Source organism: Actinoallomurus bryophytorum, from assembly GCF_006716425.1.
GTDB lineage: Bacteria > Actinomycetota > Actinomycetes > Streptosporangiales > Streptosporangiaceae > Actinoallomurus > Actinoallomurus bryophytorum.
The window spans coordinates 2,865,242-2,887,268 of record NZ_VFOZ01000001.1 but is presented as its reverse complement, the minus strand read 5'-3'; the positions used below and the strand labels follow the sequence as shown (position 1 = coordinate 2,887,268).

At 71.4% G+C, this 22,027-nt stretch carries 1 protein-coding gene (only partly in view); it reads left to right on the top strand.

The whole window is internal to a toxin glutamine deamidase domain-containing protein gene (locus tag FB559_RS13375; RefSeq protein ID WP_141955915.1) on the top strand: the coding sequence, 46,323 nt in all, runs 11,490 nt past the left edge and 12,806 nt past the right edge, and what appears here is coding positions 11,491-33,517, spanning codon 3,831 (complete) through codon 11,173 (partial); the first codon wholly inside the window starts at position 1. The start codon and the stop codon both lie outside this window.

The following is a 22,027-nucleotide window of genomic DNA, read 5'->3' as shown; positions in this document are numbered from 1 at the left end:
CCGGAGGTGGTCCGGGCCGCCCGGGAGGCCGCTCACCGTCTGTACACCACTCTCGCCCCGCACCTGGGGGCGGAGGAGGCCGCGACCGGCTTCTCCACATACCCGGCCGAGGAGCTGGAGCGGCTGCTCGGCGAGCGCTCGGAGTGGAGCCTGCACGAGGTCATGACGGCGTTCCACCAGGCGGTTCACCACTACCACGACACGCTGATCGAGATGGTGGAGGAGCCTCCTTCGGACCTCGACCAGACCGAGTGGATGTTCCGGGTCTACGGAGGACTCGGTCTCGGCCCCGAGGAGAGCCGGCTGTTCTTCCAGGCGGCGATGGCCTGGGCCGCGACGGTGTCCCGGCCGCTGTCCGACATGGTGCGGGCCTGGCACACGGCCGGCCTCGGCGACCAGGGCTTCGCGGTGCCGGAGCACGTCCTGACCGGCGAGGCGAGGGACCTCCACACCTGGATCGACACCGAGTTCACCCCGCGCGACCGCACCCTGAACCCGCGCCTGCACGCCGAGCTGACCCCGCCCCACCTGCGCGGTGACGGCGAACCCGCACCGGTCTCCCGGCCTGCCGAGGGCACCGACGAGTATTTCTCCGAGATCGCGCGGAGGCTCACCTGGGACGAGGAGTCGGCCCGTGGCCCGGCGACGGTCGCCCCGAGCGGCCTGGAGGAGACGGCGCCGGCGCTGCCCAGACCACCGGCCTGGCCGCAGCGGGCGGCGAGCGCACCACACGCCGACGGCGCTCCCGTGCTGCCGGTGACGCACGGACACGTGTACGCACGTGGCTCCTGGCCCGCGACGCGTGCCGCGTACGAGCACGCCATGGGACGGGTCGCGGCGACCGACCCCGCGGTGTCGCGGATGGCCCGCGAGGTCACGCGCCGGGTGTTCGACACGCTCGCCGGCCGGATGGGCGAGGAGGAGGCCGCGGCCGGTTTCTCGTCGTATCCGGCGGAGGAGCTGACGCGGCGGCTCGACGGCGAGGGGGAATGGAGCCTTCACGAGGTCATGACCGCGCTCAACCGGGCGGTCGACCTGCACGCGGAGGCACTGCGCGACGCGTGGGACGTGCATCCCCAGGCCCGGGGCCCGCGTGAGGAAGAGTGGCTCGCCGAGATGCGGGACGTGCGCGGCTACCGCGTGCACTTCCTGCCGCCGGACCAGACCGAGTGGCTGTTCCAGGTCTACGGGAAGCTCGGGTTCGGGCCGGAGGAGGACCGGCTGTTCCTCCAGGCGGCGATCTCCTGGAGCACGGCGATGTCCCAGCCGGTGTTCGACACGCTGCGGGCCTGGGGCGGGGCGGCGCCGAACGACGGCCCGGGCTTCGTGGTGCCGGAAGAGATCCTGGCCGGCGAGGCGACGGACCTGTACTCCTGGCTGGAGTCGGAGTTCACCCCGTGGGACCGTACGCGCGACCCGGAGCTCCTCGCCGCCCTGACCCCGCCCGACCTGGGAGAGCACGAGGAAGTGGCGCTCAGCCCGGTCGACGCCCGCAGCGTCCCGCCCGTCGGGCCGTGGGCGCCGCCGGCCCTCACCCGGCGAGTCTCCACCGACGTCGCCGCGCCGGAGCGGCAACTCCAGCGGACCGATCCGGCCGAGGCCCCGGAGCCGGTCACCCACCTCACGTCAGCGCCCGATCGGGCGCTCACGTGGTCGCAGTTCAAGCTCGGATCCGAGGAGACCGGCCGGGCGTTCCCGTGGCTGGGCAAGATCAACCCGTTGGCCGAGCTGGGCGGAGACTACCTGACGAACTGCCTGCTCATCGGGATCGCCATGCACCTCACGCTGGAAGAGGCGCGGTTGGATCCGGCCGAGGATCCGGAGCTGCTGGCCTACTTCCAGGTGCCACCCGACGCCCGGTCGCCGTACGAGTATCTGGCCAACCTCGACAAGGGCGAACCGGTGGACGTGCCCGGGTTCTGGGCGATCGAGGACGCGCTGATCGCGGCCGGCCCCGGCGCGCACGGAATGGTGCTCATCGGCCCGCACGGCACGGACGTGGACCACATCGTCGCCGCGGTCAACCGGAACGGCCGGGTCGTCTACCTCGACGGCCAGTCGCGTGATGAGGCGGACCTGCCCCACGACTTCCGCAGCCTCCAGTTCCTGCCGGTCAGCGGAGGCTTCCCGCGCGCGGCGATCGTGGCGCGTACGGAGCCGTGGCCGCACGGACAGTGGCTCGGAGCCGGGGGCAGGGACCACGGGGCGGCCGAGGCGGAGACCGCCCTGGTCCCGAGCCGGTCGACGCCCGCGTACGGGACGGACATCATCGGGACCTGGCAGTACCGGGCCACGCTCGACGGCACGTCTCGTTCTTCGGCGCTGCGCGACCTCGACGCCGCGGTGGTGAGACTGGCGAACGACCGGACGAACGTCAAGGCGATGCGCGCCGTGCTCTACGCGATCGACGAGTGGCGGACGCCCAAGGCCGGCGCCAGCAGCCGGGACGTGGCCGTCGGGCGGCTCCAGTCCGCGGTCGAGGCGGATCTGGCCGACCTCCGGGACACCGCCGGATCGAACCGCCCGGGGCCGGCCACCCAGCTCTCCTCGGACGCCGCTCTCCACGACCAGGATCCGGCCGCCCTCACCAAGCTGGAGGACCGGTTCTTCCCGCCCACACTGGGGCTGGGCGCCGCGCACCTGGCCGACACCGTCATCACCCCCCACGTCGACGGCGGCCCGTATTTCGGGGCGATCGCCAAGGTCCTCGACACATTGCACGGCCCGGGCGACCGCCTGTACATCAACTCCTGGTACTTCAACCTCGCCACCCGGCTGCGTACGGGCCCCGGCGAGATGAATCTGGGCGAGCGGCTGGTGGCCCTTGCCGAGGCCGGCGTCGACGTACGGGTGGTCGTCGCGATCCCCCGGCACTCCCTCGGCCTGTCCACGAGGCCGCTGACGCATCCGGACCTCCGGCACGCGCCGTACGCGACGATGATCGGCGGTTTCGCGAAGACCAACCTGCATTCGGTGGAGACGCTGCGCGGCGCGGGCAGCAACGGCCGGACCCCGCTCGCCGACCGCGTCCTCATCGACTGGGGCGGTGGGTTCGACTCACGGCACGAGAAGACGACGGTCGCCTACAGCGCGTCGACCGGTGAGCTGCACGCGTTCGTCGGGGGGATCGACTACGCGCCGAACCGGTTCACCGACGTCCGGCACGACGGAGCCCCGGAGCACAACTACACGCACGACGCGGGGGTGCAGCTGCAGGGCGGTGCCGCGGAGGAGGTGCTGCGGAACTTCTGGACGCGCTGGGACGAGGCCGCGACGCTGCCGAGCCGGAACTACTGGTCGGGCGGCCAGAACAAGCCGTACAACCCCTCCATCATCGCCAAGCCCGGCGAACTCGTGCCGGCGTCCGCACCGAAGCCGGTGCGGACGTCGAGCGGGTCGTACGGCGACGCCGGAACACGGGTCTGGCGGAGCTACGGCCCGCAGCGGATCACTCCTCTGGGCGACTCCCTCCAGCTCGGCTGGCACACGCTGCCGGCCGGCGGGGTGAAGGAGATCGTCACCGGCCTGACGAGGGCGATCGACACCGCCAAGAGGTACATCTACGTCGAAGACCAGACGCTCAACCCGTCTCACGTCGGGAACGTCTTCAACAAGCACGAGATCCTGTTCCCGGCGGTCTCCAGGGCGCTGGCCCGGGGCGTCAAGGTGATCTTCGTGACGCAGGGCTTCCCCGGCCGGGGCGCCAAGTCGTCGGCGGACGCGACGCCCAAGGTGTCGGCGGAGATCGACACGTTCGTGCTGCAGGGGCTGAGCCCGGCACAGCGAAGGAACTTCGCCCTGTTCACCTTGCGGGACACCAAGGTGCACACGAAGGTCGTCCTGGTCGACGACGAGTTCGCCTCCATCGGGTCGGCCAACTTCTGGGACCGCTCGATGGTCGGGGACGAGTCCGAGGTGACGGTGGCCATGGTCCACCCGGGCGGCTCACGCTCGCTCGTGGCCGACCTGCGGGTGCGGCTGTGGCGCGAGCACCTGCGCCTGCCGGAGTCGGCGTCGGTCGACGCCGGCCTCCGTGACCTGGACAACAGCCTCGGCTACTTCCGCCGCCAGTGGGGCACGGGGACGACCTCCACGATTCCGCACAGCGCGCTGGACGAAGTACGCGGCAGCGGCCTGATGAGCAAGCTCCTCGGCCGCGCGCCCTGGACCGAGAGCGCTGGTCCGGCCTCCCCGGTCTCCCGTTCGGAGCTCGCCACGAGGGTCACCGCCGCCACTCCCGCCGGCGGCGAGAAGGGCAAGGGGAAGGCCGTCGTCACGGTCCCCGAGTCCTCGGGCCTTCTCCAGGGCGAGTCCGGCGGCGCGCTCACCCACGATCCGGACGAGTCGATGAGCACCATGCCCGACCGGCTGGAGCGGGCGCTCACGGAGGCGGGCGTCGACGACCGTGTGCACGCGCTGAGCACCGACAACCTGATCCGGCTCGTCCAGACGCCCGACATGTGGGGCGTCTCCATGGACAAGGACGAGATCGCGGCGTTCGGCACCCGGGCCGTCGACGAACTGGCCCGAACCGTGGGCGGGATCATCGGCCGGGGTACGCGGCTGGTCGACGTCGTCAGCCTCCTGCCGCCGACCGGGCGCATCCTCGAGGCGACGAAGGACGCGCTTCTCGAGGTCGCCTCTCGCGACGGAGCAGAGCCCGTCGTCGTGCGCTTCCTGTTCGGCAACGTCCCCATGCGCGACACCTTCGCCGAGTTCGTGAAGGACCTGGGGAGCTTCCTCAAGAAGAACAAGGTGCCGATGGCGCGGATGACCGTCCTCGCCGGGCAGTTGTCCAAGGTCCTCAAGGGCCTCTGGAATCACTCGAAGATCGTCGCCGCCGACGGGGCGGTGGGCCTGGTCGGCGGGCACAATCTCTGGGCGGAGACGTACGGCGGATATCCGCCGGTCCACGACGTCTCCGTGGAAATGATCGGCGAGGGTGTCCGGCACGCCCACGCCTTCGCGGACTACCTGTGGACGAACGGCGGCGGTGACCTCACGGTCCGGCAGATCGGCGCGGACTACGGGACGAAGACCCTGCCGCCCGGCCCGGCGCGGAACCGGCTCGCCCTGGTCCGGCTGGACGAGGACCTGCCCCGCCCCGATCCGTCGGAACTGGAGAGAGGCGAGGGGGCTCAGTGGCGTCCCGGCCGGGCCCTGTCGCTCGGCCGCGCCGGATTCCTCGGCGACGACGCCAGCGACGTCGCCAAGGAAGCGGTCATCAAGGGCGCACGCCACAGCTTGAAGATCAGCCAGCAGGACCTGGCGTTCACCGGCTTCACCGATGAGAAGGACCACCACGTCATCCGGTGGATCGCCGAGGCGCTGGTGGGGAACCCGGAGCTCGAGGTCAGTATCGTCGTGTCCTCGGCCAACGCGGGCGCGGTGAACGGGGCCTACAGCTGGGGGTTCGGCGCCCCCGGCACGTACGCCATGATCAAGCGGTTCGTCCGCACCGTCGTCGCCGAGTCCCGGGGGCCGGGAGACCACGACGACCTCGTCGACGGCGCCCTGGGGCGGCTGAAGGTCGCGCCCTTCGTCTTCACCGAACTCGACGGCAGCGCGCACGGGTACGCCTGGCCGAACCCGCCGGAGAAGACCATCGCGCGCCGATACAAGCCCGGCTCCTGGACCGCGACCTCGAAGAAGACCGTTCCGGAGCCGGCGAACCACGCCAAGGTCTACATCGCGGACGACACCGTCTACTACGTCGGGTCGGACAACCTGTACCCGCACAAGCTCGCGGAGTTCGGCTACCTCATCGAGGGCGAGGCCGTACGGGACGTCGTAACCGGCTACTGGGACAAGCTGTGGCACTACGCCGAGCCGCACGCCACGGACCTGCAGCGGGACGTCATCGAGGACTGGGAGACGGAGTCGCGCCTGGGCGGGCTCCGGCCTCGCTCGGTGGCCATGGAGGCCATCGACATGGCGATTCGCCGCTGGCAACAGGGAGGGCGCCCGAACCCCGGCAGGCTCGACCAGAACGATCAGCAGCTCCAGAACATCCTGACGGCGATCCAGCGGTGGCGACTCTCCAAACAGGGTCTCCCGAGCGCCAGGAGCGCCGCCGTCGACCGTCTCCAGGAGAGCGTCAAGCGCGAGATCGACCTCGTGGCCGCCCGGCGGCTGACGGGCACGCCGAGCACCGCGACCCCGCCGGACGCCGAGATCGCCCAGGTGACGGACCTCGCGCAGGACTCCGCCGGGAGCTACGAGCTCGTCCGGAGCTCCGGCCCGGACCTCGAGAACGAGTTCCGTCTCGCCGAGGTGGACGCCTCCGGCAGGACCAACGACTTCGCGCGGTGGATCGTCCACGGCGGGCCCGAGCCCACGTCGTCCGGGTCGATGGACTTCCAGCAGGCGATACTGCTCACGGCGTTCCGGGCCGGGGCGGTGAGCCGTACGTGGCTGGCCGGCCTGGACGTCGCGGCGGCCGACGCGGCCCGCGTCGCGTTCGAGGAGGCCACGGCGGCCGAGCTCGACGACGGCGCGCTCGCGGCGGCCAACGACGCCTACGACCGTACGCTCATGGATCTCACCAGCGCGGGTGAGCCGGCCGAGCACCGTCTCTCCGCGGACCTGAGGGTCGAACCGCCGGTGCCACGCGGGCACTGGGTGTCGATCGGCGACGCTCACCATGTCGCCTTCGCCCTGGGCACACGCGATGAGTCCGGCCGGCAGCAGGTGCTCAGCAACACCCCGGACCTGTCGGCGGACGGAGAGGCGTCCGGCACCCTGGGGCGGACCACGCTCGAGGAGTTGCTGGAGGAGTACGGCCCGGAGAACACGGTCCTCTCCCAGGCTCCGGTCTGGGCGACGGCCGGCGGCCAGGGCGGCATCATGTTCGCTCCCGGTTCCGGCGCCGGCACCCCGGCGGTCAAGGCGCCGCCGAGCTGGTCGGGCCCGCCGGGGTCGACGCCCGCGAACCCCGGCTACCGGTTCCCCACGGTGTCGGACTGGCCCGCCTCCCTCCCCGTCGAGGCGGACCGGCTGGCGAGCCTGTCCATGAGCGCTCGAAGGGACGCGCTGGCCGGCCTGACGCAACCGCAGCGGGAGACGCTGGCCTCGAGCAGTGACTTCGTGGACCGACTGGCCACCCTGATGAAGGGCAAGGACGAGGAGTTCGCGGAGACGGCGGCCCGGCTGATGCTCCAGGTGCCGCTGGAGACGCAGATGCGGGGCACGAGCCGGGAGCTGGCCGTACGGTTCATGACCCGGATGCTGCGGCACGCCCCGGAGTCGGCCCGGACGATGCTCAACCAGGGCGCGCGGATGATGATCACCCCGAGGGGTGAGAGCCTGACGAACCGCGAGCCCTGGACGGCCGACGCCGGCGAGTACGTCGGCGGCGGGGCCATGGACATCCAGCGCGGCGTGCGGTTCGGTACGGTCGCCGCGTCGCCCGAGGAGAACCTCACCGGCGAGGCGGTCCTCGTCGGAAGCGATCTGGGCCACGGCACCAACGGCGTGGTGCACGAGTTCACCCACCTGTTCCACGCGTACGGGCTGAGCGCGAAGGACCGGGACTGGCTCCAGGCCCACTTCGACGCGCGGTACGGCGAGCCGACGGGCTGGCCGGACGGAGACCTGACGAACCCGGCCCGGCCCGGGCGGCAGAACTACTCCTCCACGGACGTGTACGAGTACTTCGCCCAGGCGGTGTCCACCTTCTTCGAGGTGAACCCCGGCGTCGACCTGGACACCAAGCTGGAGCGTCTCCACGACGCGGAGGCCCTGAGGGCGCATGATCCGGAGATCGTGCAGCTCTTGGAGAGGTACTTCGGGAAGCCGGAGCGCCTCGCGGGCAACCCGCTGGAGCAGACCCAGGCCGAGAACACCGCGCTCCAGGGGCTCCGGTCGTTCCAGCGGTTCGCCGAAGACGGAGGACAGGTCCGGTTCTCCCACTTCTACGATGACGTGAAGTGGGACGTCGCGATCGATCGTTACCACCGGGCGCTGTCCGCCGCGCTGGCCACCGACCGGCGGCTGATCGGCCCCGTCCGCCGGGCCCTCCAGGCGCTGGACCGGAAGCTCCCGAACGGCAGGGCGGGCACGTCCCCGGTCCTGAAGGAGCTCGACTCGTCCGGGACGCTTTCCCCGGACGAGGTACGGCGACGGCTCGACGACGACGCCGGCTGGACGCTCGACGTGCTCATGTCCGCGTACCGCAGGGTCGTCTCGGCCGACCGCAACCTGCTCGGCTGGCACTCGATCGTCCGTCCGTTCCCCCGATACGAGGAACGCTGGCTCGACGAGATGATCGAGCGTGGCTACCGGCCCGGCCGCCGCATGTCCGACCAGACGGAGTTCGTTTTCCGGGTCCTCGGCTCCCTCGGGCTCACTCTGGAGGACAACGCCTCCTTCCTGCGCGCCGAGATCGCCACCAGCTCGGTGTCGCTGTACGGAGCCCTGTCCACGTTCCGGTTCGCCGGGCTCGGCGACGAACCCGGCCACGAGGTACCCGAGGAGATCCTCGACGGCGAGGCGGCCGACCTCCACGACTGGGTCGACGCGCGGTTCGCCCCGCGCGGCCTGACGAACGACCCGGCCCTGCTCGCCGACCTGATTCCGCCGCACCGTCCGCCGAGCGGTCGTCTCCTCGGCGGTTCACCGGACACCGGGATCGAGCCGCTCGCCGCGCACTGGACGATCGGCCATGAGCTGACCGTCGGGGAGCCCCGCCACGGCGAGCCGGGCGACGGCGAGCTCGCCATGCGTCCCGCCGACGAGGTAGCCGCGTACAAGGGAAAGACCGCCGAGCGCTGGCTCACGTGGACGCGCACGCTCGAGTCGAGCTCCACGCCGCTGCGCTACGAGGTCAGTGAGACCGGCCTGATCATGCTTTCCGACGGCCGGCTGCTGTCCGCGGACGGCTGGGTGCGGTTCGGCGACGACTTCGTGCACACCCCGACCGGCGCGTTCCTGCGGGGCGACAGCGGCTGGATCGGGCAGGTCCGCAACATCGAGACCCTGCGGGAGCTGCTGGAGTCACCGGACGTGGAGGCCGCGCCGTACACGATCTCCGCGGGGGAGTCGGGCATCTACCTCAGGCCCACCTGGGCCGAAGGCGAAGAAGCGGTCCACATCCCCTTGACCGACCCTGCCACGCCGGCCACCGATGACCCGCTGGGCCTGACGGCCGAGAGTGACTGGCAGCAGCACTCCTTCTCCTTCGACAAGACGTTCGTCAGGCTGGAGTTCTCTCCCGAGGATCGCTATTTCGGCAGGTACGAGCCGCCCAGCGTGGAAGACGTGGGGGAGGGCTGGGAACCGGAGCCGGTCGAGAAGGACGTCCAGAAGCCACCAGCGAGCGAGACGAACGGTCAGACCTCGCGTACCGAGCCGGTCCGGGTGCCCCCGGCGGCCGCGCGGCGTACGGGCAAGGGCTTCGGCGGGGTCCCCATGACCCTCAGCGACCTTTCCGAGGGGGAGGGCGCGGCACGCCCGGGTCCGGGACCACGCCGGGGTACGGGCAGCGATCCGATGACCATCGACCACCTTCCCGAAGGAGAGGAGTCGGAGTCGTCACGTCCGGGTCGAGGCACGGGCAACTCCCCGATGACCATCAACGACCTTCCGGAAGGGGAGGGCTCGTCGCGTCCGGGTCGGGGGACAGGCAACGCCCCGATGACCATCCACGATCCGCCGACCCCTGAGCGTCCGGCGGCGGTCGTCAAACCGTTCGACCGTTCCGGTCACGTGCTCGGTGCGGGCGACGGTGAGGGCCGGGGGATCCCCGGGCTGAGCAACAAGGATCGCGAGGCCGCCAGGGCGGCGCGTGCCAAGCTCGGGCCGTCGAAGTTCCGGATCACTCAGACACGCTCGGGGCCCAAGGTGGTCCGCCTCAGCGATGTCACCGGGATGACGTCGGGAACGGGAGCAGGCACCCGCCCGTCCGGCGGCACGCTTCAGAACCGGTCCGGCGACGGCTCCGCCACCCTTCTCGAACAGCCCGTACGCGACAGCGGCGAGTCCACGACGAACACCGACTCCGTCGGCCTCGAACCTGAGTCGCCGACGTCCACCGAGACGACGCCCACGTCCAGCCTGACCTCCACGCCTGACACGACTCCGCCCGAGTCGCCGGTCACCGAGGTGTCGACGCCTCCGGAGTCTCCGCCCGATTCGCCGGTTCTCGAGCCGCTCGAACCTGCGGACTCTCCGCTCGAGCCGCGGCCTGGCGAGGACGAGACCGTCGTCACCACCCCTGCGGACACTCCCACGATCCCGCCGGAGCCCCCGCAGCCGAGGACGGTCCGCCAGGCGCGTACGGAGCTGAACGAGCTGCCGGAGGACCGCCGTACCCAGGCCATGCGCGACGCGGACATCATGTTGCGGCACATCGTCGGCCGCGCGCCGTCAGAGGAGCCGGGCGGGCTGCTCGCGACGCCTCTCGGCCGGGCCCGGGTGCTGGTGGCGGCCGAGGTCGGCGCCTCGGGCAGGGCGGCGGGGTACCGCCTGGCGGAGCGGCTGACGCGCGACCCCGCGGTACGAGACCCGGGCAGCGCGCGGTCGCTGCCGGTGCTGAGGCTCCGGCCGGAGACCGTGGCCGGCCGGGTACGGGCGACGCTGGACCGGCTGCCGGAGGAGCGCCGCGCGAAGGCCATGTCGGACGCGGACGTGCTCCTGGGCGATCTCATCGGGCGGCTGCCGTCCGGGGAGCCGGGCGGACGGCTGGGTTCATCGTTGGGGCGGGCGCGGATGCTGCTGGCGGCCGAGCTCGCCTTGGCGGGGCGCCCGGCGGGTGAGGCGCTGGCACGGCGGCTGGCGCGGGACCCGGCCCTGCGGGAACCGGCTCCGGCCCCGCCCGTGCTCCGGCTGGGGCCGGACGCGGTGTTCGACCGGGCGCAGACCACGCTGAGCGGGTTGACGGAGAAACGCCGCGCCGAAGTCTCGGCCGAGGCGGATGGAATCATGGGTGACCTGGTCGGCCTGGTGCCCTCGCCTCACGAGAGCGGCCCGCACGGCACTCCGCTGTCCGAGGCCAGGGACCTGGTGGCGGCCGAGATCTCTCGTTCCGGCCGGGCCGCGGGCGAGGCGCTCGCGCGCCGGCTGGCGCCCGATCTGAACACGTCGGTCATCCCGTTCCAGCCGGACATGCGCATCCTCGCGGACAACAGCCGGCTGGAGCTCGCGCGGTCCACGCTGGAGACGATGCGGAGTGGCGAAGGCGACCACTACCAGCGGATCCTCGACGAGGCCCGGCTGATCATCCACGAACTGACCGGAGCCTTTCCCTCGCCGACCGCCCAGCGGGGGCAGGCCCGGATACTGCGAGCCGCCCTGACACTGACGGCCGCGGAGATCCCCTGGTCCGGGCACCTGGGCGCCCGGCGGCTCGCCGCCGACATCCTCGGCGTTCCGCGTGCGGTGCGGCCCGGTGCCAACACCCGGATCGTGGCCGCGTTCGCGAAGCTCGCCCGGCACGACCCGGACCGGGCCCGCCTCACGCTCAGCCTGCTGTCCGACGTCCGGCGTGAGCAACTCCTCCCGGAGACGGATCGCATCGTCCGGGAGGCCATCACCCACCCGCTCACCGGGCCGCCACGCGAGAAGGCACCGCGCGAGTGGCGGTGGCTCGTCGCCGCCGAGATCGCCCGGTCCGGCACCGCGGCGGGGCAGAAGCTCGCGCGCGGCCTGGTCGCGGACACGCCACCGCCGCCCCCGGCCGACGTGGCCGCGCCGAAGCGAGTGCGCTTCGCCGACGACCTCCCCGCCGACGAGAAGCCCGAGTCCGACATCGTGTCGGAGTCGGACCTCATATCCGAGTCGGACCTCATGTCAGAGCGCGACCTGGGGTCCGACCTCGGCTTCGAGTCCGACCTGGAGTCCGAGACCGAAACCGTGTCCGAGGCCGGGTCCGAGACCAAGCCGGAGCCCGTGCTGGACCCGGCCGGTCATGGCGACACGGCGAGGACGGGCCCCCTGTCCCGTATGCCGGTCGAGGAAGTGATCGAGAAGACCGGCGTGGGCGTCGTCGACGGCCGCGTGGTGGCGGTCTGGCTGCCGGGCGCGCTGGAGAGCGGACTGAAGCTCGACCTCGAGATGCTCCTCCGTCTGGACAAGCTACGCCTCGACGGCACCGTGTTCGTCTTCGCCGCCACGCGGGACGGTCACGTCATGTACGAGAACCGGGAGATCACGACGGCCAGGATGGCCGCGGCCATCACGAGCAAGGCCCCCGGCCTGTCGCCGTTCCTGTTGATGAAGGACGGCACGTCGATCGCCGAGTCGCTGACAAACGCGATGGAAGAGCCCGTGCTGGCCTCCCGGCACGAGGCCGTGCTGGACGAGAAGACCGGTGACCTGCGGCCACGCCGCCCTGGCGAAACCGAGACCGGACCGCTCCCCGAGGAGGAGTGGTTCCACATGTACGCACCCGGAGAGGAGGAGTCGCGGCCGTTCACCAACGGGCTGTTCGCTCCCACCCGCGACACGCCACCGGGCGACGTGGTCAAGTCCGCGTCGGACGGCGAGACGCCACCGGGCGATGTGGTCAAGCCCGTCTCGGACGACAAGATCACACCACCGGGCGACGAGGCCAAGCCCGTCTCGGACCCCTCGCCGCCCGACGTCGTCTCGGACCCGCCGGCCGGGCACGAGAAACCGCCGTTCCCGCCCGTACCCCCGGAGGTCCCGGAGCCGCCCGCGCAGGCGATGACGCCGATCGCCCTCAACCCGATGATCCGTTCGATCGGGGTGCCGCGCACGGGCCTGCCCCAGATGGCGGCGCTCATGGGCCGGATCCGGCAGGAGCTGGTCCAGGCCGGCGCGCGCTTCACCGAGAGCGACTTCAACCTGCTGCCGCACCGGCTGCTGTCCAACTACCCGTACCTGATCGGCACCGACGCCGAGGACGGCACCCAAGGCCTGCAGATACCGATCGGCAACGGCGAACTGCTCGTCAGCCTCGATCCCGTCGACCCGCACACGGTGAACAACCCGGCGGGTTCGACGCTCGCGCCGTCGGCCCTGCCGAAGGTCGAGGGCGATCACAAGGCCACGGGCACCGTCAACTCGGTCTTCGCGACCGGCGCGCACGTGCAGGTCCACTCAGGGCAGACGGGGGCGACCCGCGGCGCGATAGCACTGACCTTCGGCATCGGCGCGACGCCGTTCGTCCTCCAGATGGTGAAGGTCGGCGGGGCTCTGTCCGGCACCACCAACCAGTCGAACAGGTCCAGCGTCCTCATCACCGACGCGGAGGGCGGCCGCGTCGAGGACAACCGGGCCGAGTCGAAGCTGATCTCCTACACCGGGCGCTGGTCGTTCAAGGTCCGCGTCGACCCGGAGCAGGGCTGGGAGACGACGCCGGTCCACAAGATCAAGGCCTCGACCAGCGAACGGCTGCTCCTGTGGATTCCGGACCACTATCTGGAGAACGCGCCGGACCAGATCACCGCGACCGGCCCAAGGGTCAAGGACACGAAGCTGCCGGCGTTCTTCTTCGCCTCCGGGATGACCAACCTGCCCCGCCTGTTCGACGAGATCGTCGCGACGCTCCGTAACAACGGGCTGAAGCTGCCGATGGGCAGCCTGACCCGCAGGGAGCTGCTCCAGAAGCTGTGGAACCTGAACATGCATCTGGACGCCGCCGTCAACCAGCGGACCGGCTACCACTTCGAGCTGCACAACAGGTACGGGCGGCCGGTGGCCATGGTGACGGTGCGCTCCCGGCGGCTCGCCGCCGCGCCGCGGGTCGGCACGACGAGCGACCTGTCGCACATCGAGAACGTACGGACCGCCATCGACGGCATCAGCGGCAGTCACACTCTCACCAACACCAGCACCCTGACGCTCCCCAGCGTGGAGTTCGACCTGATGCCGGTGCCGGGGAACCCCGACCCCGGCCTCGGCGTCATGGGCTCCCTCTCGTACACGTCCACGAACGCCAGCACGACCTCGGCGGGCAGGACCGGCCTCAACGTCGTCGTACCGCGCGACACCTCGAATACCGCCGCGTACGAGATGACGTTCGAGCACCGGGGCACGGTCAGCGTGCGCGGCAGCAAGAACACGACGGCGAGCCGGTCGACCCCCCGGATCCGAGGCAAGGCGCTGGTCCGGACGCCGGAGGCGGCCGCCTACGAGCACGGCCTCCCCGTCGACCGCGCGGCGCTGAAGCAGCCGCCGAAGAAGGGCCGGACCCAGGAGTACGCCGACGACGCGATCCGGACCACCAGCAGGCAGGAGACCGACCCCGCCAAGAGGAAGATGCCGAAGTGGCTCATGGAGGGCAACTTCGTCGGCACGGGCCGGCCGAGCGTGTCTCTGGACACCGTCCAGAACATCGACGACGCGATCAGGCCGACGCTGCGCCAGATGGGCTTCCTGCCGGAGAACGACGACCATCCCTTCGACGGGTACACGTGGTACGGCCACGGCAACAAGACGGACAGCCAGGTCGACAACCTCCGGCTGTTCGACAAGATGGTCTCCAGCCGCGGCATGGACTCTCACTACGACCAGGTCCACCAGGACGGCATGACCTTCACGCTCCGCAAGCGGCGCGGCGGCGTGGGAGTGGACTGGGACGTCGACTCCGTCGAGGTCCGCATCGTCGGGCGGCAGACCGCCGGCCGCGCGCCGGAGTTCCTCCGGACCACGAAGGACTTCCACACGGTCAACCTCGCGATGGGCATGGACAGCGCCGGCATGTCCGTCAGCCACTCGCGGAAGGTCGCCATCGGCGTCAAGATGAAGGGGCTCTTCCAGGTACTCAAGGCCGCCGTCATGGGCATCGAGTATCAGCGGATCGTCGGCGCCACGGACGCGTTGAACTACCTCACCAACCTTCCCGACCTCCGGGAGACCGGAGAGCGCGTCATCGTGGCCCGGACGCACAGCGACTACACGATCCACCTCTCGTTCCAGCACTCCGGCCGCCAGGGCCGGGTGAGCAAGGGCAAGCGCGACCCGGCGCCGATCCAGGTCAAGAACGGGACCGCCGAGCTGTACGTGCTGCCGCTCGGCACCGAGCCGGGCGACACGAAGCCCGGCCGGGCGCCGGCCACCGTGCTCGACCAGGGCACCGTCTACTTCCTCGACACCACCGGCGTGCACGACGCCGTCCAGGCGCTCGGCCGCCTCGTCGACCCGGCCGGGTCGGCGGCCGCGGACCGGAACACCTTCACGAGCAACATCGAGATGCGGGCGCACGCGAAGGAGATCTTCAACCACGAGTACACGACGGACCGGCCGTTCGAGTCCGGAGTGTTCCGCGACCGGTTCGGCGCGATGGACATCCGCGGTGAGATCAACGACGTCACCTTCGGCGGGATCTCGGCCGACCCGGGCGTCCTGGGCAAGATCACTCTTGGGCTGGCCGAGAGCCGCATCACCGACAGCAGCTCGCACGGCTGGACCTGGGACCAGCTCGACCTCGCCCTGGGCGGTGACGCGGGGCCCGCCCATCTGACCGGAGAGACCGACGTCAACCGGCACTGGCAGCACAACCGGTCCCGTACGAAGGGCACGGTCGGCGGCGACGAGCGTCTGCAGCTCAGCTTCGACCGGTGGGTGGTCTTCCTGGCCAAGGCGACGTTCGAGGTCACCAGCCGCATGGAGAAGCACGCCAAGCTGGTGCCCACCGGCAGCCCGGAGCACAGCACGGTGCGCGTCGGGCCCCGGACGATGGCGTTCGTCCTGCCCGAGACCGAGGCCATGGAGCAGTACGCGGAAGGCGACCTGCCGCTGTCCGACCGGTACCTCAGGGACGCCATGCGCCGCTGGCAGGCCGGCAGCCTCGTGCTGGAGGGGAACCTCGTCGCGAGGGTCCTGACGCGCTGGAACGGGGAGCTCGCCGGGAAGCTCCGGACCACCCGGTTCGCCGACACGCTGTCCCACACGCACCGCACCGGCATGGCCGAGATCGAGGACCAGCGGATCCGGAACGACTTCAACCGGGTCTTCGGGCAGCGGCTCGCCGCACCGCGCGATCCGTCCGCCTGGCCCGCGGCGCCGGCCGACGTCGTCGACTACAACCGGCACCGCGCGTCGCTGACGGACCAGCGGCTGGTCGAGGTGCTGAGGGAGTGGCAGGCCGGCGACCTGCGGCTGCGCGGCGACGTGGTGGCGCGGGTGCTGACGCGCTGGCACGAGGAGGCGCCCACCCTGCCGAAGAACATGCGGGTCTGGCGGGACAGGTTCGTCCGCGCGCTGGCCCGCATGCACGACACCGGTGCGGCACGGGTCCGGACCGCACGGACACGGAACGGCTTCCACGCGGCCTTCGGGGTGCGGCTCGACGCCCGGCCCGGGCCGGCCCGGCCCGCGGCGCCGGCGGACATCGTCGGGTACGCCAACGGCCGCGGCGGGGCCCTGCCGGACCGGCGGCTGGCCGAGGTGCTGGACGCGTGGCGCAAGGGCGACCAGCGGTACAGCGGCGACCTGATAGCGCAGATCCTGGTGCGCCGGCAGGAGCAGGTGCCCGACGTACGGGTACGGCCGGCCAGGTTCGCCGAGACGCTCACCCGCATGCACCGCGCCGGCACGACCCAGATCCGCGACGACGGCGTACGGGACGCCTTCAACGCCGCGTTCGGCAGGACTCTCGGCGCCCCGCACGACACGTACGCGACGCCCGCGATGCCGGCGGACGTCATCGCGTACGCCGAGGGCCGTGAGCCGCTCACGGACGAGCGGCTGGGCGAGGTGTTCCGGGCCTGGCTGGACGGCGACCAGCTGCTGAGCGGCGACGTGGCGGCGCGGGCCCTCATGCGCTGGCACCGGGACGTCCCCGAGCCGCCGGTGGGGCTGCCGGTGAACCGCGCACCGCTGGTGGGCGTCCTGGCCGAGCGGCATGCCGACGGCGCGGTGCCGATCACCTCCCTTCAGGTACGGGACGAGTTCAACACGGCCTTCCAGCAGAAGCTGTCCCAGCCGAGGCTCTCCCCGGACCGGGTCGTGCTGCCGGAGTACCTCACCAGGACGGATCCGGAAGGCCGCCTCCTCGGACACTCCGGAATCGAGTATCTGGACTGGGACAACGGCCGGAGCACCTACCAGAACATCCGGGCCATGGTCGAGCAGGTGGCACCGGGCCTGCTGGCGGCCGGCGCGGAGATCTGGGACGGCAGGGGCCGGCGGATCGGCCGGATGCAGGGCAACGTGGACGCGCTGCAGGCGATCATGGCGCGCGGGCGCGACCAGGCGATCTGGAACGACGTGCTCGGCGGGAAGTCCCTGTACCTGGTCGCTCCCGTCGGCTGGCTCCTGACGGGTTACGTCGAGATCAACCTGAAGGCACTGCTGACGTCGCAGCCGAAGGTGCTCTTCCGCCGGCGGAAACATGGTCTGCTGGTCTACTCACACGGCTACATCGGCACCGCCGAGTCCAGGTCGAGAGACGGGTCGCAGGCGTGGATGTACGCCAAGTTCTCCCCGGGCGGCGACCGAGCCGGCGGTCCGCTCGATCTCAAGGCCTCCGACGGACACCACCGTGGCACGACGCACGCGGAGAACGCGGTCAAAGAACAGACCGTCTTCCACTTCAAAGAGGTCGACGTCGTGCGGTACCGGCAGAGCCTGCAGGCGAACGCCCGGTGGGTCAAGACGTCCGGCCGTCCGCTGAACAACCTGCTGCTGTCCGCGACCAAGAGTGTGACGAACCACGGTAAGACCGCCCAGACCACCTTCCACGGCAAGCTGGACGTTCAGATACCGGCCCCGCTGAGCGAGGCGGGCGTGATCCACGGCCCGGAGCAGCTGCCCGACGTCCTCCCGATGCCGAAGCTCCCCTCCAACGTCTACGTCACCGGTGTGCTCGCGGACGACGTGCCGATCGCCGCCAAGGCGGCGATCGCCAAGAAGTTCGGCCCGAAGTGGTACGAGAAGGTGCTCGGCGCCAAGACCGGCGATCCCGACAGGCTGAGGAGCCTCGCGCTGTCGACGGTGTTCTCGCGAGCGCACCTGGCGAACCACCTGCATGAGGCGACGGGCGGCGACCGGTACGAGCTTCCCCCGGACCTGTTCGGCTTCGGTGACTCCAGCGAGCGCGCGGCGATGGCGCTCGAGATGGAGCTCTTCGACCCGCAGATCATCGGACGGGTGGTCGAGGACACCGGCACCGGCCGCTACATCAAACACCAGAGCGGCACCACCGCGAACAACAGCTCGGACGGGATCCGCACCACTGGCGAGTACGCCATAGCCGGCAACGACCTGATCAACCCGCTTCCCCAGCCCGAGGGAGACAACCCGCCACCGCAGCGCCCCGACCACACGTGGGAGTTCAAGGACTCGGGCAGCCGCACCACGTCGGCGAACCAGAACAGCGCGGGCACCGAGAACTACCGGCGCGAGCAGGACGCCAAGGAACTCGGTGCGCTGCTGGAGATCCGCGTGCGCACCCTGAGCTGGCTGCACACGCAGAAGATGCACCATCACCTCCTGCGTAAGCCGACGAAGGCCGGTGACCCGGCGCGCGACGCCCCGATTCTCGGCACCACGTACTTCAAGATCTACGAGGCGCAGTACGAGACGTGGCTCAAGGAGCACCGCGAGAACCTGCAGAAGGCCCAGCTGGCGCTGGCGAGCCGGGTGGACCCGCTCGAGTGGACCAGGCTGCGCACCGCGCCCCGGCGCGACCTGGCCCCGCTGCTCGTCCGGGCGGCGGAGCTCGAATACACCGCCTCCCGCGCCCACCACCATCTCGTCCGCCACCTCCGGGCGCAGGGCGACGCCGGTCGTCCGCTGGTACTCACCCACGGTGCGAGCGTGCGGGCCGCGAATTACCGGGCGATTCTCAACTGGGCGGCCACGTCCATCACCGAGGACCTGAGAGCCGCGGGCATGAGCGCCTCGGTCCCCAGGAGCGTCACGACGTACCGGAACCGCGCCGCGCTGCCGGACAGCACGTTGTACGCCGACCTGAACGGCGTCCCCGTCGACCACGAGATCACCCAGATCATCCACGAGGTCAACCAGGTGCACGCGCTGCGCCCGGACAACGCGGTCGGCGCTCCGGCCGCTCTGCCGCCAGAGGTGGCGCTGCTCGGCCTGGACCCGGTCCACCTCGCCCGCGACATCGCGCGCGAGCTGGTCTCGCACGTCCGGGTGGACGTCGAACAGCCGGACGGGACCGTGCGCAGCCACTGGGCCGACCCGAGCGGCCGCATCCACGCCTTCGATCCTGCGACCTTCGACGACTCCACGCTGAGCGCCCGCGACGCTTCGGCCGCCGGGCTCTGGCCGGACGGTGTCCGCGAGCTCGCCGCCGATCACGCGTTCAGCGACGCCGACCTGGGCCGGCTTTACCGCACCTCCTGGTCCAACCAGAAGACCTTCGAGCAGGCCGTGCTGGCCGAGGCCGCCGAACGGTCGGGACGGATGGCAACGGCCCACGCGGCGTTGCCCGGCCTGTTCGACCGGGCCGTGGGCGCCGCCGCCGCGTGGCGGGCGGTGATCGCCCGGATCACGCCCGAGCACGCGAGGGTGACCGCGAACACCACCGGGCCGCGGCGGGAGATCAGCCGCATCAAGGCCGAGCTGACCACGCTGAAGCGACAGGAAAATCTCCTGAACCAGGCCGAGGAGCCGGACTCGGGTGCGTTGGCCTCGGTGCGCACAAGAATCTCGGCTCTGGAGGAGCAGCGGGTCGCGCAGCGCGCGCTGCTCACGCCGCACGAGCAGGCGCTCCGGCCACTCGCCCGGTCCCTGGGCGAGGCGCGCCGGCGGGCCGGTGAGGCGGAGACCCTGCTCACCGAGCTGCGCGCCACCGGGCGGGACACCCGGCGGGCGCCGTGGACGAGCCGGGAGGTAGAGCGGGCCGATCGACGCCTACGGGCCTCGGAGGGCCGCCTGGACCTGCGGCGGACCGACCTCGCGTACCGGCCCCGGGCCGCGCCGACGACACGCCAGGCGATCGACGATCTGCACCGCACGCTCGACACCGCCGGTCAGGGCGCGGTCGCGCTCGTCGTGACCACGGACGGCGCGGGTACCGGCGGACGGTTCATCGTCGTGAACCACGGGCGGCGAAACCGGTGGTTCGAGTCCGAGACCGGGCTGCCGGTCGTGGCCCCGGAGAACGCCACGGGGTTGAGCTCGCTGGACCTGGGCGCCGACGGCATGCTGCTCCACCCGCCCGCCGAACTGGTCGCGGCGCCCGCGCGGACGCGGTCGTTCCGCCAGGTACGCGACCTGGCGCTCGCCACCGTCGCGCACCACCTGGACCCCGCCCTGGCCAGGCAGGCCGTACGGGACCCGAACGCGCGTGTGCGGTCCACGCTGTACCAGTCCGTGCTCGCGTTCGAGCACCGGATCACCGACCGGGGCCAGCTCGTGGCCGGGCTGACGGGTGCGCCGGCGCGGCGCATCGTGAGCCTGGCAACGGCGGAGCGCGGCGAGGTGCCGGCCGACGCGCAGGTCTACCGCAACGACGAGGGGCAGCACGGGATCGGACCGGACGGGCTGACCGTACGGGGCTGGACCAGACTGGGTGCGCTGTCGGACTTCCGCCCGGTGCTCTGGCTCATGACGGGCGGGCCGAAACGGGCCACCACCGTCCAGGACGTCGCACGCGGCGCCCTCGGCGCGGCGGTGCGTTACCTGACCGGGTCCGCCCGGACACCGGAGGAGCGCGTCCGGGCGGCGTTCGGCGAGAACCCCGGCATGCTGGTCGAGTCGGTCGACCGGCTCCCTGCCGATCTGCCCGCCGACACGTGGATCTGGTTCTCCGGGCCGACCGGCACCGGGACCGCGCTCGCGACCGCCCACGGATACCGCATCTTCCTGCCCAGGGAGGGCGCCACCTTCGGCGTGTCACGCCGGAACCTGTCGGCGGCGCTGGACGGCGAGCCCCACACCATCGTCATCGGCCGTACGCCGGTGGGCCGCGACGAACAGGCCCCGGCCTGGGGGCCGATCCGTACTACCAAGATCGTCGGCAGTGGCAAGTCCGCCGGCATCGGAAAGACGGTCGGGGACACCAAGGGCAAGGGCACGGAAACGCAGCTCACCAAGGGGAAGGAGGGAACCCTACCGCCCGTGCGGCTACGGAACGTCACCGTGGACAGCCCGTCGCTGGCGGATCCGCACCTGTACGTCAACGCGGCCGGACGGCACCGGATCGCCCGCGCCGACCTGGCCGAGGAGGGCTGGCACGGCCAGGGCGCACTCGCCTCGTACGCACCCGTCTCGTGGCTTCTCCACACCGGACCGGCGCAGCCCACGACCGCGGCCGGCGTCCTGCGGACCGCCCCGGAAGCGGCGATCGCGTTCCTCACCGAGGTCGCGGTGTTGAGAGAGCCGGTGGAGACGGTCCGCTCGATCCTGGCGGCGCAGTTCGGGCGTCAGGCCGAGCGGACGGACACGCTTCCCGCGACGCTTCCCGCCGGCACGATGATCTACTTCACCGGCCCTGAGCACACGGGTGCCGCGGTGGTGCTGCCGGGCGGCCGTTACCGCCGTATGGACGCCGACGGCACGATCCGCGTCTCGGAGGACCGGGACGGCCTGGCGGACGTCGACGACGGCCGGCACACCTTCGTCCTGGCCAGGCCGGTCGCGAGTGCGAAGGGCAAGGGCCGGCCGCGGTTCCCCGGCGACTCGTCCGTGGAGGACGCGGCGGAGAGGGCCCTGCTCGGGGAGGCGCTGACGTTCGACGAGAACCGCCTGCAGGCGGCCCTCCGCGCCCGGCACCTCGAGGAGATCGACGTTCCCGCGGACCGGAACTGTTTCTACAACAGCATGATCGTCATCGCCGGGCGGTACCTGGAGCGGCACATTCCCGGGGTGCGTCGTGCCGTCACCCGCAGGGAAGCGGTGCAGGCGCTGCGAGACTGCCTGGCGGACCGGCTGGAGGCCGACTTCGCGGTGGGGGCCGCGGGCCTGCCGTCGCGGTACGCGAACTTCTTCCACGTGGCCGATGACGGGACGACGATCCAGGAACAGCAGGCCCGGCTGGTGGACCAGATCAGGCGGATGGACTCCTGGCGCAACGAAGCGGGTGACCTCGTCGCGCACCTGGCCGGGTACGAACTCGGCCTGCGTCTCACGCTCATCCAGGACCGTTATGTCA